The following is a 14,538-nucleotide window of genomic DNA, read 5'->3' on the forward strand; positions in this document are numbered from 1 at the left end:
TCATCCCGGCCTTGAGCCGGGATCCCGCTTCTTCTTCCGCAAGTCGAAGGTAGCGGGACCCCGGCTCAAGGCCGGGGTGACGAAGGGAAGTTGGCGAGTTCGGGTTGTCGGTGGGGGCTATGCCAGCCCGAGCAACTCGTCCCGCTTCGCGATCAGCGCCTCGAACGCGTCGCTCGGCGCCGCCTCGGCAACGCTCGCCATCGCCCGCGCCAGCCGCGCCACGCACGCTGGCGGCGCGTCGCCGATCCGCCCTGCGATCTCGACCATCTCGGGCATCCGTGCCCAACAGTCGAGCACCACATCGCAACCCGCCGCCAGCGCCGCCGCACCCTTCTCGCCCGCGGTGCCGGATAGCGCCTTCATGTCGATATCATCGGTCATCAGCAGGCCGTCGAACCCGATCTGCCCGCGCACAATGTCCTTGATGACGGTTGGCGAGATCGTCGCCGGCCGCTCCGCGTCCCACGCGTCGAACACAACATGGCAGGTCATCGCCATCGGTGCCTCACGCAGCCGCTGGAACGGCTCCAGATCGAGTTCCAGCGCCGCGGCATCCGCCCGCACGCGTGGCAGCTCGTAATGGCTGTCGACCAGTGCCCGGCCGTGCCCCGGCATATGCTTGATGATCCCGACCACCCCGGCCCGCTGCATGCCTGCCAGCATCGCCTGACCCAGGGCAGAGACGCGCATCGGGTCGCCGCCAAAGGCGCGGTCCCCGATCGCAGGGGTCACGTCGGGCTGGCGCACGTCGAGCAGCGGCGCGCAATTCACGTTCACGCCCACCTCGGCGAGCATGGTGCCAAGCGCCTCGGCATTGGCGAGTACCGCTTCGATCGCGGAAATCGGCGCCAGATCGTAAAGCCGGTCGAATGCCAGTCCCGGCGGAAACGCCGGCCACTCGGGAGGCACCATGCGGCTCACCCGCCCGCCCTCCTGATCGATCAGGATCGGCAGGTCGTCGCGGCCGGACAGCATGCGAAGATCGTCCGTCAGCGCCTTCATCTGCGCACGGTCGACACAGTTGCGCTTGAACAGGATATAGCCGAGCGGATCGGCGTCGCGGAAAAAGGCACGCTCGTCCGCGCTGAGTTCGGCGCCGGCGATGGCGAAGATGACCGGTTTCATGGCCGAGCCTTTAGCTCGTCACGAAGCAGCTTTCACCCGCAACCTTGAGCCGTCCGCAAATCTCGCGCGCCTGGCCGTTGCTGCCGGCGTTCACCCGCAGCCGGAAGATCGCCTTGCCGTCCTTTTCCGCGCGCTCCACCGACTTGCCGAAGGTCGCGAGATAGCCGAACCGCTTCGACAGCCGAGCCCAGGCGGTATTGGCGCCGCCCTCGTTCGGGAACGCGCCCAGCTGGATCAATGAGCCGGAACCCGCCCCCGGGCGCTCTGCTGCCTGTGCGGCGGGGCGCACCGGCGTCACGGTTGCGGCGGCGGGTACTTCGATCTTGGCGGTGCGGCTGCCCGGCTGCCCGGGGCGTTGCTGCGGGGCCGGCGTGCCCTGCACCGGATCCTCGGGAAGCGCGCCGACATTGATGCTGGAATTGCTTTCGGCACCCTGGCTGGTGGTGAAGACGGTGTCGCCCTGCCCCTCCACCTTCATGCCGCCCGGCTCCTGCGGCTTGGTCTTGTAGTCGCCCTGCGGCGCCTCGATCAGCTGACCATTGCCGGTGCCCCCGCGCTGCTGGTCGTACCAGCGATAGGCGAGCGCACCGATCACCAGCAGTACGACCAGGATCAGGAGAACCAGCAGGATCCGGCCAAAGGAACGTCGCTCGACATATTCCTCCTCCACCGTCTCCAGCCACGGCAGCCGATCTTCCTCGGCGACGCTATCCCCTGACCGCACGCTCATCTCAGTGCATCTCCTGCACGGCCTCGACGCCCATCAGCGCCAGGCCGTTGCGGATGATCTGCCCGATCCCGCGCGCCAAGAAAAGCCGTGCGCAAGTGAGCTCCGGCTGATCGACCAGCAGGTAGCGGCGCTCGGGCCGATCATTGCCGGCGTTCCACTGCGCGTGGAAAAGGCCCGCCAAGTCATAGAGATAGAACGCGATCCGGTGCGGTTCGCGTGCCGAAGCGGCACCCTCCACCACCCGCGGGAACTGCGCGGCGAGCTTCACCAGCGCCAGGTCCTCTGTATCAAGCAGGGACAGGTCGACCGCGCCGCACGTGATTCCGGCCTCCGCCGCCTTGCGATGGAGCGAGTGCACCCGGGCATGCGCATATTGCACATAGAATACCGGGTTGTCCTTCGACGCCTCCACCACCTTGGCGAAGTCGAAGTCCATCTGCGCGTCGGCCTTGCGCGTCAGCATGGTGAAGCGGACCACGTCCTTGCCGACTTCGTTGACGACATCGGCGAGCGTGACGAAATTGCCCGCGCGCTTGGACATCTTCACCGGCTCGCCCGCGCGCAGCAGGCGCACCATCTGCACCAGCTTGACGTCGAACTTGGTCTCGCCGCCGGTCAGCGCCTGCACTGCCGCGACGATGCGCTTGACCGTGCCGGCATGGTCCGCGCCCCAGATGTCGATCAGCTGGTCCGCCGACTGCGCCTTCTGGAAATGATAAGCGAGATCCGCGCCGAAATAGGTCCAGCTGCCGTTCGACTTCTTGATCGGGCGGTCCTGGTCGTCGCCGAACTGCGTCGAGCGGAACAGCGGCAGCTCGACCGGCTCCCAATCCTCGGGCGTCTCGCCCTTGGGCGCTTCCAGCACCCCGTCATAGACATAGCCGCGCTCGCGCAGCCACGCCTCGGCCTGTTCCGGCTTGCCCGCCGCCTGCAGCTCGGCCTCGGACGAGAACAGGTCGTGATGGATGCCGAGCAAGGCCAGATCGTCCTTGATCATCACCAGCATGGCGGCGACCGCTTCCTTGCGGAACAGCGCCAGCCATTCGCTCTCCGGCGCGCCGACGAACCTGTCGCCATGTTCCGCCGCCAGCTTGGCACCGATCGGCTTCAGATACTCGCCCGGATACAGGCCCTCGGGGATCTCGATCGTCTCGCCCAGCGCCTCGCGGTAGCGCAGCTGCGCCGAGCGGGCGAGCACGTCGACCTGGCCGCCCGCGTCGTTGACATAATATTCGCGGATCACCTTGTGCCCGACGAACTCGAGCAGGCTGGCAAGCGCATCGCCCACCACCGCGCCGCGGCAATGCCCCATGTGCATCGGCCCGGTCGGATTGGCCGAGACATATTCGACATTGACGGTGGCGCCTTCGCCGACCGTGGACCGGCCATAGGCGTCCGCGGTGTCGAGGATCTCGGTCAGTTCGCCGCGCCAGGTGTCGTCGCTCAATGTCAGGTTGATGAAGCCCGGCCCGGCCACCGACACCGCCGAAACCTCGTCCAGCTTCTCCAGCTCGGCGGCGATCTTCTCGGCCAGCGCGCGCGGGTTGGTCTTGGCCGGCTTGGCGAGCACCATCGCCGCGTTGGTCGCCAGGTCGCCATGAGTCACGTCGCGCGGCGGCTCTACCGTAACCGCGCGTCGCTCCAGCCCCGCGGGCAAGTCCCCGGCGAGGACGAGCGCATCCAGCGCGAGGTTCAGATGCGCGGCGAAACGAGTGTAGAGCGTCATTCACGATTCCAACTGCGGAGGAAGCGCGGGCTCTTAGCGTAGTGGCCGCCCGCCGTCACCTCTTGCCCATCCAAGCCTCAGCCGGACCTCGACCACACGGAGGATTGCGTCAGGCGCAATCGCAGCCACCGCGCTTTGCGATTGCTCCACATGGTGCGGCGCAACATAATTGCTCCCAGAACATAACAGGGATGCCGGTCTGGCTCTTTCGGACACTGAAGGAGAAAGATCGTGACGAAGTTCATTTTCGCAGCAGCTGCCGCCACTCTCGCATTCGCCTCTCCGGCGCTCGCGCAGGAACGCAGCTTCACTCGCGACGGGGTGACCTACAGCTACACCACGACCATCCAAGGCGATGCGCGCGTCCTCGAGGGGCATGCATCGCAAGGCGGCAAGTTCCGGCTGACGGTGAAGAATGGCTGGGTGAAGGGCCATGTCGCCGCCAACCCGGTATCGTTCCGCGCACCCAAGGGCCTGAACACGGTCCAGGTCGCCCAGCGCTGATGGCGGACGGGACCTTCGTTTCGCCGCGAAGGTCCCGTCAGAACCCCTCGGGCAAGTCGACCGGGCCGACCACCTCGCGGTAGCGGGCAATGGCATAGCGGTCGGTCATCCCGGCGATGAAATCGGCAATGTGCCGGCTGCGCCACGGCTCGGCCTCCGGCAACCCGCTGCGCCACGCGTCCGGCATCAGCCCCGGATCAGCAGCATAGGCAGCGAACAGTCCCGCCACCACTGCGTTCGCGGCCTCGGCTGCGGCAAGCTGGCTCGGATGGTGGTACAGATTGGCGTACATGAAGCGCTTCAAGTCGCGCTCGGCGTCGCGCATCGGTTCGGAGAACATCGCCAGCACCTGCCCTGCCCCGCGCACATCCTCGACCGAACCGATCTCCAGCGCCTCCAGCCGGCTCCGCGTCGCCTCGATCAGGTCGTTGACCATTTCGCCGATCTGCGAGCGGATCAGCTCGCCGACCAGCCTCTCGGCCGGCACCCGCGGGAACTTCGCCTGCACCCGGCGCCACCCATCGGCGACGATCGGCAGGATCATCAGCTGGTCCAGCGTCAGCAGCCCCGCGCGCAATCCGTCATCGATGTCGTGATTGTCATAGGCGATGTCGTCGGCGATCGCCGCCACCTGCGCCTCCAGCGAGGGCCATTGGTCCAGCTCCAGCCCGATTTCCGCGTCGACCGTCGCCAGTGCCCATTCGGGCCGCGCGATCGGGCCATTGTGCTTGGCCAGCCCTTCCAGCGTGTCCCAGGTCAGGTTGAGCCCGTCCCACCCGGGATAAGGCCGCTCCAGCGACGTCAGCGTGCGCAGGGTATGGCCGTTATGATCGAAGCCGCCCTGCCCCTCCAGCGCCCGTTCCAGCGCGTCCTCGCCGGCATGCCCGAACGGGGGATGACCGATATCGTGCGCCAGGCACAGCGCTTCGGTCAGATCCTCGTTGAGCCCTAGCGTGCGTGCGACCGTGCGGCCTATCTGCGCGACTTCCAGGCTGTGCGTCAGCCGGACGCGGAAATGATCGCCGTCGGGCGCCATGAAGACCTGGGTCTTGTGGCGCAGCCGGCGGAAGCTGATCGAATGGATGATGCGGTCGCGGTCGCGCTGAAAGGCGTCGCGCGGTCCGCGAACCTCGCCACCCAACTCCGCATGCTTCCGGCCCCGGCTTTGATCGGGCATGCACGCCCACGCTGCATGGCCGATCACTTGTCGCCGATCTTGTTGACCTTCTGCCCCGCCTCGGAGGTGAAGACGAAGCCGGATACGCCGGCCTTGGCGAGGCTGTTCACAAAGGCCTGACCTTCGGCCTCGGTCTTGAAGGGGCCGGTCAGCAAACGATTGCTCGCCCGCACCGGCGTCCACCAGCCGGACTTGCCGCGCAGCTGCGCCGGCGCCTTGGCGGCGACGGACTTCCAGGCCTTGGCGAGATCGCCGGCATTCGCGCCGCCTGCGACCTGGACCCATACCCGCTCAGGGTCCGGCTTGGCCGCGGGTTTCGCCTTCGCGTCGGCTTTGGCCTTTGCATCCAGCTTGGCCTTGGCATCAGCCTTCGCGTCGGGCTTGATCTTGGTGTCGGCGGTCTTGCCCGTCTTTGTGCCCTTGATCGCCGCGGGCTTGGAGGCGTCGTCCGCCCGCGCGGACGCGAGCTTGGCCGGCTCGGCCTTGGCCCTCGGCTTGACAGGCTCGGGCGCTTCCACCGGCGGCGGCGCCGGGGGTGGCACGGTCGCTACCGTGGGCACCGGCAGCGCCATCGAGTTCGCGGCTTCCAGTTCCGCGGCCGGGATCGTCAGATTGGCAACGATCGAGGCGAGAACCGAATCCTCCTGGCCCACGGCTACCGGCCCAGGCGGTGCCGGCTCGGGGGCTGCAGCGGCAACTCGGGTCTCGACAATGGCGGGTGCCGGGGATGTCGAGGGCTGCACCACCGCCACCGGCGGCGGCGTCACCGCAGGCTCAGGCCGTCGAGCCGCGGCAGACTCTAGCGACGGCGTCGCGGCGCTTGGCTGGGTGACGACGGGCGCAGGCGCCGACGCTGCCGGCGTGCTGGGCGACGGCGCGACGATCGCGGAACGGACGATCGGCGGCGTCGTGCTGGCGAGTTGGACCGGCGCCGACGGGGTCGGAGTGGGAGTGGGATTTGCAGCGGGCAAGGTGGCAGCGCTCGTCGCCGGCGCAGGCACTACCTCGCGGGTAGGCACTGGCGTGCGCGCCGGCGCAATCGCGGACGATGCCGCAGGCTCTCGCATCGCGACCACCACCGGGGCCGTTACCGGCGACGGTGTAGGCGCCGGAGCCGGCAAGGGCTGCACGATCGGCGTACGCTGCTGGGCAAAGACCGGCTGGGCCGGCGCGGGCGGCGGCATCGGCTGGGGAGCCGGCGCAGCGAGTAGCCGGGCGTTCACCGGAGTCGCGGCGGCCACTACCACCGGTTCCTGGCGGCGCCGATCACGCGCCGAGCGGCGATCGCGGGTCCTCGCGGCGGGCGCCGGCGCCTGCCGTGCGGCGACCTGCACCGGGCGCTGCTCTGGAACATAATGCGGCAAATTCGGTGCGAGCCGGGCGTCCGCCAACCGCGCCTGAGTCGGCGAGAGCTCGCCGAAATGCACTGCAAAGGCGCGGTCTGCGGGCGTCAGGCCCCCCAGTCGGCGGAAGAACGGCACCAGCGAAGGCGCCATGTTTCCCGGCATCATGCTGGTGGCGATCCGCTCGGCGCCGGCCATGTCTCCGTTCATCGCCAGAATGAACGCGCGCGCCCGCCAGGCCGCGCGGTCGCTGCGGCGTAGCAGCGGGTCGAGCAGCGCATTCGCCTGATCGACCTGCCCGCTGATGCCGAGGGAGAGCGCGTAGCGGCGGACCAGTTCGTCGTCGCGCTCGCGTTGCATCGCCAGCTTGTAATCGGCCTGGGCCAGGCCCGGCTGGCCGAGCAGATCATAAGCGAAGCCGCGATCGGCGGCATAGTCGCGGATCGAGGCTCCGCGCGCTTCCGCGGACTGGAACAGCCGCAACGCTTCGCCGGGGCGCTTCAACCGCACAAGCACCGCGGCCCGTCCGGCGGCAATCCGCGGATCGCCCGGCGACACCGATTCGGCGCGCTGGAAAAACGCCAGCGCGGCCGGCGTGTCGTTCAACCGGGTGCTGAGCCTGCCCGCCTCCACGAGCGCGGACAGGTCACGCGGGTCCGCGGCAAGTGTACGCATCGTCTGGGTCAGACGATCCGCGTCGGGATTCGGCGCCGCGACCATCATGGTCTGCGCGCCGGCGGGCGCGGCCGCGACGGTCAAGGCCATCGCCAGCGCCGCCGAGTGCAACAGGGAAATCCGGATCATGTTGCGGCAGCATAAGCACGGCGGTGGCTTAACGGCCACTGACAGGTCGCCGGCCGCGCGCTCAAGCGAGCCCGGCCAGCGACCAACGCCTGCTTACTGATTGTTCTGGCTGCGCAGGAAGCGGGGGATGTCGAGCGGGTCCTTGTCGTCGTCCTCGCCGGTCGGCTTGGCGCCGCGCGAAGCCGATGCCATGCGCTCGAACAAGGTGCCACCGGAGCGGCGGCCAGGCTTGGCCTGAGGCGCCTCTTCCTCCTCCGCGCCGGTCAGCCAGCGACGGCGATTGCCGAACTCGGGCGGAGTCGCGGTGGGAGCCGGTGCCTGGGGCGCCAGCGGCGGCGGCACGGCATTGTCCGAACCGAGCAGCAGCTCGTCCGAATCGTCCACGTCGTCGGCCCTGGTCGCCGGCTGCGGCGCCGGCGCGGGTGCCGGGTCATAGGCTTCGGGAACGCGCGGCGCTTCGGGTGCCTGCGGGGCGGGTTCCGGCGCGCTGGCGAATACCTGGTCCGAGAAGCCGGGTTCGGGCGCTGCGGGTGCGGGCTCCGGTTCCGGGGCTACCGCCGGCGCGTTGCGGCGCGGGCTTGAGAAGGAAAACACGCGCGGCTGTTCGACGGCGGCCGGTGCGGGCTTCGCCTGCGCATCGGCGTCGATGCCGGTCGCGACCACCGACACGCGGATGCGGCCTTCCAGCTCGGGGTTGAATGCCGAACCCCAGATGATGTTCGCGTCGGGATCCACGAGCTCGCGGATGTGGTTCGCGGCCTCGTCGACTTCGAGCAGGCGCATGTCCTCGCCGCCGGTGATCGACACGATCACGCCCTTGGCGCCGTTCATGCTCACACCGTCCAGCAGCGGGTTGGCGATCGCCTTCTGCGCCGCGATCAGCGCGCGGTCGTCGCCGTCCGCCTCGCCGGTGCCCATCATCGCCTTGCCCATCTCCTGCATCACCGAACGGACGTCGGCGAAGTCGAGGTTGATGAGGCCCGGCATGACCATCAGGTCGGTGATTCCGCGCACGCCCTGCTGCAGCACTTCATCGGCCATTTCGAAGGCCTGCTTGAAGGTGGTGTTGGCGTTGGCGATCAGGAACAGGTTCTGGTTCGGGATGACGATAAGCGTATCGACATATTTCTGCAGCTCTTCGATGCCGGCATCCGCGCTCGCCTGGCGGCGCTTACCTTCGAAGGCGAACGGCTTGGTCACGACACCCACCGTCAGGATGCCCATGTCGCGCGCCGCCTTGGCGATCACCGGCGCCGCACCCGTGCCGGTGCCGCCGCCCATTCCCGCGGCGATGAAGCACATATGCGCGCCTTCCAGCGACTTCTGCACGTCATCGATGGTCTCTTCGGCCGCCGCGCGGCCGATCTCTGGCCGCGACCCGGCGCCCAGACCTTGCGTTATCTTGGCACCCAGCTGGATTCGCTGGGGCGCCGCCGACTGCTTCAGCGCCTGCGCGTCAGTGTTGGCGACCAGGAACTCGACGCCCTGAACGTCCGCGCGGATCATGTTCGCGATCGCATTGCCACCCGCGCCACCGACGCCGATCACCGTGATCTTGGGCGTCAGTTCGTCGACTTCTGCGGGAAGAAACTCAATACTCATCTACGATCTCCCTGCGCCGGCTGCACGGTGACGGCGCGTTTGAAACCTTTTCTGCACCAAGGCTCGGAGCGACTCTAGCCTAAACCCGCGCCTCGTGCCGCATTTCTTTAATAATTTGCCCTAAACGCCGCCATCAGCCGCTGCAGCACCGCGCCGGGACTGGCCCGGGTGACCATCTGATGCGCGGGTTCCAGGCTGCGCAGGTCGATCGGATCGGACGCGGCGAACCGCGCCAGCCCCGCCAGCGTTGCGAAAGCGGGCCCCGAATGCGCCTCGGGCAGTGCCGCCAGTCCGCGCGGTCGGCCGACACGCACGGCGCTGCCCAGCGCCTGCTGCGCATAGTCGGCGATGCCCTTCAGCTCGGCGCCACCGCCGGTCAGCACGATCTGCCGACCGACCGGGTCCTGGAAGCCCAGCTTCTTGAGCTCCTTCTGGATCTCGCCCATCAGCCGCTCCAGCCGCTGGCGGATGATCCCGTTCAGCTGCGCCTTGGTGATGCGCATCCCCTCGACGCTTTCCTCCTGCGTCGCGGGCTGGACGTCGATCGTCTCGCGGTTGTCGCGTGGGGACAGGTTGGCCGATCCGTGGAAGCACTTGGTGCGCTCCGCCCATTGCCGCGCCGTGCCGAACGCCGAAGCGATGTCGTCGGTGACGTCCGCCGATCCCATCGGGATCGACGCCAACCCCGCCAGCACGCCGCCGGCGAACACCGATACGTTGGTCACGCCCGCGCCGATCTCGACCAGCGCCACGCCCAGCTCGCGCTCTTCCTCGGTCAGGCAGGCAAGCCCGGTCGCCACCGGCGCGGCGATGATCGACCGCACTTCGAGATGCGCCGAGCGGACGCACAGGTCCAGGTTGCGGACCGGCGAGCCGTCGGTCGAGACGACATGGATGTCGACGCCTAGCCGGTCGGCGTGCAGACCCAGCGGGCGCTTCACGCCAGCGAGGCCGTCGACGGTGTAGCGGGTGGGTTGCGCATGCAGCACCATCTTGCCCTGCGGGTCGATGGCGTCGCGTCCCGCCTTGAGCAGTTCGTCGATGTCCGCCTGTTCGACTCGGTGGCCGCCCAGATCGGCCTCGAGCTTGACCACGTCGGACACCAGGCCGCCCGCCGAGAAGCTGACCCACACATCCTCGATGTTGATCCCGGCGATGCGCTCCGCCTGCTCCACCGCCTCGCGGATCGCGATCTCGGTCGCGCGCATGTCGGCGACATAGCCGCGCTTGACGCCCCGGCTCTCGCGCTGCCCGGTGCCCAGCACCACCAGCGAGCCGCTGTCGGTGCGCTGCGCGATCAGCGCCGAAACCTTGGACGAGCCCACGTCCAGTGCGGTGATCAACCCTTCGGTCGGAACCTTCGCCATTGCCCTACTCCCCTGATTTCGTCGCATCGGCGGCCGTTGCCGCCACGGCTGGCGCCATGCGCCGCTGCACCACCATGTTGCCCGGCACCCGCATGTCGAAGCGGATGCTGCCCTTGCCGAGCAGCCGCTGCTCGCCGTCCAGTTCGGCGAACTTGCGCAGCGCCGCACGCGACTCATCGTCGCCTTCGGGCAGCTGCAGCTTCTCGCCGGTGCTGAAGGTCAAGTCCCAGCGCCGGTTCCCGATCCACGTCGCCGCGCGCACCAGCGGCTTGAGCGCCGGCGCCGCGTCGAGCAGCGTCCGCCGCGCAGGCTCCTGCGAATTGGCGCCGTCGCCGACCAGCAGCGGCAGCTCGGGCATCGCCTCGCGCGACACCGGCTCCAGCGGCACGCCCGCGGTGTCCACCAGCATCAGCTGCCCGTGGTTCTGCCACACCGCCGCGGGCTCCCGCTCGACGATGAACACCCGCAGCGTGTCCGGCAGCCGCCGCGACACCCGCGCATCCTGCACCCAGGGATATTGGAGCAACCGCTCCCGGATCGCCTTCAGATCCACCAGGGGCATCGCACGGCTGTGCTCACCGTCGAGCGCTTCGGCGATGATCGTCGTCTTATCCATGCGCTTGTTGCCGTCGACCTGGATCTGATCGACCTTCAGCCCCAGGTCGCCCAGCGTATTGGCCGCCGCGACGCCGACCATCCCGGGAATGCCGGCCCACACGCCAAGCGCCAGCACCGCCGCACCCACCGCGCCGACGATGCTCCAGGTCGCGATTCCCTGCAGCGTCTTCTCGCTGAACGGCAGCGCGGCGACCGCCTGTTCTAGCATGCCCGGACGCTTGGGCCGGCGCGCCGGCGCCTTGCGCGCCTTGGGCGTCGCCCCGCGACGGGTCGCGGTCCGCTGGACGGGCCTGCGGCTCAAGCGGCCGCTCCCAGAGCTTCGTCGACGATCCGCTGCACCAGCTCGCCATAGCTGATGCCCAGATGCTTCGCCTGCTCCGGAACCAGACTGAGCGGAGTCATCCCCGGCTGGGTATTCACTTCCAGCAGGAACAGCCCCTCGACGCCCTGGCTGTCGTCCCAGCGGAAGTCGGACCGCGACGCGCCCTTGCACCCCAGCAGCCGGTGCGATTCCAGCGCGATGCGCTTGCACGCCTCGGTGACCTCGTCGGGGATCTGCGCGGGAAACACATGCTCGGTCAGCCCGTCGGTGTACTTCGAGTCATAATCATAGAAGCCGCTCTTGGGCTTCAGCTCGGTGACCCCCAGCGCCTGGTCGCCCAGCACTGCGGTGGTCAGCTCGCGCCCGCGGATGAACGGCTCGGCGAGCAGCTCGTCGAACTCCTGCCACGGCCCCTTGGCGCCCGGCGCGATCGGCGAGCCGTAATTGCCCTCGGCGGTGACGATCGCCACGCCGACCGACGATCCCTCGTTCACCGGCTTGAGCACATAAGGCCGCGGCAGCGGATCGCGCTCGAACAGCTCGGCGCTGCGCACCATCCGCCCGCCCGGCATCGGCACGCCGTGGGGCACCAGCGCCTGCTTGGTCAGCTGCTTGTCGATCGCGATCACCGACGTGACCAGCCCGGAATGCGTATAAGCAATGCCCATCAGGTCGAGCATGCCCTGAATGGTCCCGTCCTCGCCAGGGGTCCCATGCAGCGCGTTGAACACCAGGTCGGGCTTCAACCCTGCCAGGGTCACCGCCACGTCGCGGTCCATGTCGACCCGGGTCACCTTGTGCCCGCGCGCTTCCAGCGCATCGGCGACGCCATTGCCCGACATCAGCGAAACCTCGCGTTCGGCGGACCACCCGCCCATCAGCACGGCGATGTGCAACTGCGTCACTTCTCTACCCCAACTCGCTGGATTTCCCATTCGAGCGTAACGCCCGACTGCGCCTTCACCTTGTCCCGCACCTCTTCGCCCAGCGCCTCGATGTCCGCCGAACTGGCATTGCCCAGGTTGAGCAGGAAATTGCAGTGCTTCTCGCTGACCTGCGCGTCCCCCCGCCGCAAGCCCCGGCACCCGGCCGCATCGACCAGCGCCCAGGCCTTGTGCCCGTCCGGGTTCTTGAAGGTCGATCCGCCGGTCTTGGACCGCAGCGGCTGCGATTCCTCGCGGGCGGCGGCGATGCGGTCCATCTCCGCCTGCACGACCGCCGGTTCCTCATTATGCCCGCGGAACGTCGCCGAGACGACGATCGCGCCTTCGGGAAGGTCGCTGTGGCGATAGGTATAGCCAAGCTCGGCCAGCGCCAGCGTCCGCCGCTCACCCGATCGCAGCACCACGTCGCACTCGACCAGCACGTCCTTGGTCTCGCGCCCGTACGCGCCGCCATTCATCCGCACGAAGCCGCCGACCGTGCCGGGGATCGAACGCAGGAACTCGACGCCGCCGATGCCCGCATCGCGCGCGCTCGACGACACCAGGATCCCGCTCGCCCCCCCGCCGCAGCGCAGCGTCACCGCGTCCACGCGCTCGACCTTGGCGAACGGCTTGCCCAGCCGGATCACCACGCCGGGCACGCCGCCGTCGCGCACGATCATGTTCGAACCCAGCCCCAGCCCCATCACCGGCACCGAAGGATCTAGGGCGAACAGGAAGCTGCTAAGGTCCTCTACATCCGCCGGCTCGAACAGCCATTCCGCCGCGCCGCCCGCCTTGAACCAGACCAGAGGGGCAAGCGGCGCCCCCTGCGTCAATCGCCCGCGCACCGGGGGAAGCGCGTAGCAGACGCTCACGCCGTGACGCCTGCACGCGCCTGGGCGATGCCCTCGGCCAGGCCCGCGGCCCATTTGGTGATGTCGCCGGCGCCCAGGCACACCACCAGGTCGCCGGGCACCGCCGCCTCGGCCAGCACCCGCGCCAGCGCGTCGGCGTCGTCGACCACAGCCGCCGATCGGTGCCCGCGCCGCTTCACGCCCTCGACCAGCGCCTCGGCCGACACGCCTTCGCGCGGATGCTCGCCCGCGGCATAGACCGGCGTCACCAGCACCATGTCGGCGTCGTTGAACGCCTGGGCGAAGTCGTCCATCAGCCCCTCGAGGCGCGAATAGCGATGCGGCTGCATGACTGCGATCACGCGGCCCTGCGCGCTTTCCCGCGCCGCCGACAGCACCGCGCGGATCTCCACCGGATGGTGGCCATAATCGTCGATCACGGTGATCCCGTCGACTTCGCCGACCTTGGTGAAGCGCCGCTTCACGCCGCCGAACTGGGCGAAGCCCTGCTGGATCGTGGCATCGGGAATGCCCAGCTCCAGCGCCACGCCGATTGCGGCCAGCGCGTTCTGGACATTGTGGCGGCCGGGCATCGGCAAGTCGATATTCTCGATCGACCGCGTGCTGCCGTCGCGCTGGCGAATGATGACCTCGAAGCGGTTGCCGCCCAGATAGGGGGTGACGTTCACGCCGCGCACGTCGGCGCTGGCGGCGAAGCCATAGGTCACGATCCGCCGGTCGCGCACGCGCGGGATGATCGCCTGCACTTCGGGATGGTCGAGGCACAGCAAGGCCGCGCCATAAAAGGGCACGTTCTCGACGAACTCGACATAGGCGTCCTTGGCGCGGTCGAACGAGCCATAATGGTCGAGATGCTCGGGATCGATGTTGGTGACGACTGCGATCGTGCCATCCAGCCGCAGGAAGCTGCCGTCGCTCTCGTCGGCCTCGACCACCATCCAGTCGCTGTCGCCAAGCCGGGCGTTGGAGCCATATTGGTTGATGATCCCGCCGTTGATCACGGTGGGGTCGACATGGCCGGCGTCGAGCAGCGCCGCGACCATCGAAGTCGTCGTCGTCTTGCCGTGCGTCCCCGCCACCGCGACGGTGGACTTGAGCCGCATCAGCTCGGCGAGCATCTCCGCGCGACGCACCACCGGAATGCGGCGCTCATAAGCGGCCTCGACCTCGGGGTTGGTCCGCACGATCGCCGTCGAGGTGACGACCACCGCCGCGTCGCCCAGATTGTCGGCCTTGTGCCCGATCGTCACCGGTATGCCGCGGTCGCGCAGCCCCTGGACGACATAGCCCTCGGCCACGTCCGAACCCTGCACCTGATATCCAAGATTGTGCATCACCTCGGCGATGCCCGACATGCCAATGCCGCCGATCCCGACGAAGTGGATCGTGCCGATGTCGGTTGCGACACCCTTCATGCGC

12 protein-coding genes are annotated in these 14,538 nt (G+C 68.5%); 1 reads left to right on the plus strand and 11 read right to left on the minus strand.

Annotated features, from left to right (window positions below):
- Nucleotides 1-117 precede the first annotated feature (117 nt).
- Genes nagZ through argS form a run of 3 tightly spaced genes read right to left on the minus strand, consistent with a single transcriptional unit; the run spans nt 118 to nt 3,581 of the window.
- Nucleotides 118-1,125, minus strand: coding sequence for a beta-N-acetylhexosaminidase (gene nagZ, locus LZ586_RS05485; protein ID WP_235078661.1), 1,008 nt, complete (start codon nt 1,123-1,125; stop codon nt 118-120).
- Between the two features lie 10 nt (nt 1,126-1,135).
- Nucleotides 1,136-1,855: an SPOR domain-containing protein gene (locus LZ586_RS05490; RefSeq protein ID WP_235078662.1), complete on the minus strand. Its 720-nt coding sequence runs from the start codon at nt 1,853-1,855 to the stop codon at nt 1,136-1,138.
- 1 nt (nt 1,856) lies between these two features.
- Nucleotides 1,857-3,581, minus strand: a complete 1,725-nt coding sequence (argS, locus tag LZ586_RS05495) for an arginine--tRNA ligase (protein WP_235078663.1) — start codon at nt 3,579-3,581, stop codon at nt 1,857-1,859.
- A gap of 231 nt (nt 3,582-3,812) precedes the next feature.
- Between argS and LZ586_RS05500 the strand changes: the two genes are divergently transcribed.
- Entirely contained in the window at nt 3,813-4,085 is a 273-nt protein-coding gene (locus tag LZ586_RS05500) for a hypothetical protein (RefSeq protein WP_235078664.1), read from the plus strand.
- A 37-nt stretch (nt 4,086-4,122) separates the two neighbouring features.
- On the opposite strand, the gene LZ586_RS05505 is transcribed toward LZ586_RS05500, so the two are convergent.
- The 8 genes from LZ586_RS05505 to murC form a co-directional block, all read right to left on the minus strand.
- On the minus strand, nt 4,123-5,289 hold the full coding sequence (locus LZ586_RS05505; RefSeq protein ID WP_261346035.1) for a deoxyguanosinetriphosphate triphosphohydrolase: 1,167 nt from the start codon (nt 5,287-5,289) through the stop codon (nt 4,123-4,125).
- Nucleotides 5,286-7,409: an SPOR domain-containing protein gene (locus LZ586_RS05510; protein ID WP_235078666.1), complete on the minus strand. Its 2,124-nt coding sequence runs from the start codon at nt 7,407-7,409 to the stop codon at nt 5,286-5,288. The genes LZ586_RS05505 and LZ586_RS05510 overlap by 4 nt, the downstream gene beginning before the upstream one ends.
- 93 nt (nt 7,410-7,502) lie before the next feature.
- Nucleotides 7,503-9,011: a cell division protein FtsZ gene (gene ftsZ, locus LZ586_RS05515; protein ID WP_235078667.1), complete on the minus strand. Its 1,509-nt coding sequence runs from the start codon at nt 9,009-9,011 to the stop codon at nt 7,503-7,505.
- A gap of 107 nt (nt 9,012-9,118) precedes the next feature.
- Nucleotides 9,119-10,378, minus strand: coding sequence for a cell division protein FtsA (gene ftsA, locus LZ586_RS05520; RefSeq protein WP_235078668.1), 1,260 nt, complete (start codon nt 10,376-10,378; stop codon nt 9,119-9,121).
- A 4-nt stretch (nt 10,379-10,382) separates the two neighbouring features.
- Nucleotides 10,383-11,297 carry a cell division protein FtsQ/DivIB gene (locus tag LZ586_RS05525; protein WP_235078669.1) on the minus strand — a complete coding sequence of 305 codons (915 nt, stop codon included), beginning with the start codon at nt 11,295-11,297 and terminating at the stop codon, nt 10,383-10,385.
- Nucleotides 11,294-12,214, minus strand: coding sequence for a D-alanine--D-alanine ligase (locus LZ586_RS05530; protein ID WP_413777329.1), 921 nt, complete (start codon nt 12,212-12,214; stop codon nt 11,294-11,296). The genes LZ586_RS05525 and LZ586_RS05530 overlap by 4 nt, the downstream gene beginning before the upstream one ends.
- A gap of 5 nt (nt 12,215-12,219) precedes the next feature.
- Entirely contained in the window at nt 12,220-13,119 is a 900-nt protein-coding gene (murB, locus tag LZ586_RS05535) for a UDP-N-acetylmuramate dehydrogenase (RefSeq protein ID WP_235078670.1), read from the minus strand.
- The gene (murC, locus tag LZ586_RS05540; protein WP_235078671.1) at nt 13,116-14,534 is read right to left on the minus strand and encodes a UDP-N-acetylmuramate--L-alanine ligase; all 1,419 of its coding nucleotides are present in this window, start codon (nt 14,532-14,534) and stop codon (nt 13,116-13,118) included. The genes murB and murC overlap by 4 nt, the downstream gene beginning before the upstream one ends.
- Between the last annotated feature and the right edge of the window lie 4 nt (nt 14,535-14,538).

The organism is Sphingomonas sp. S2-65 (assembly GCF_021513175.1).
Lineage (GTDB): Bacteria > Pseudomonadota > Alphaproteobacteria > Sphingomonadales > Sphingomonadaceae > Sphingomonas.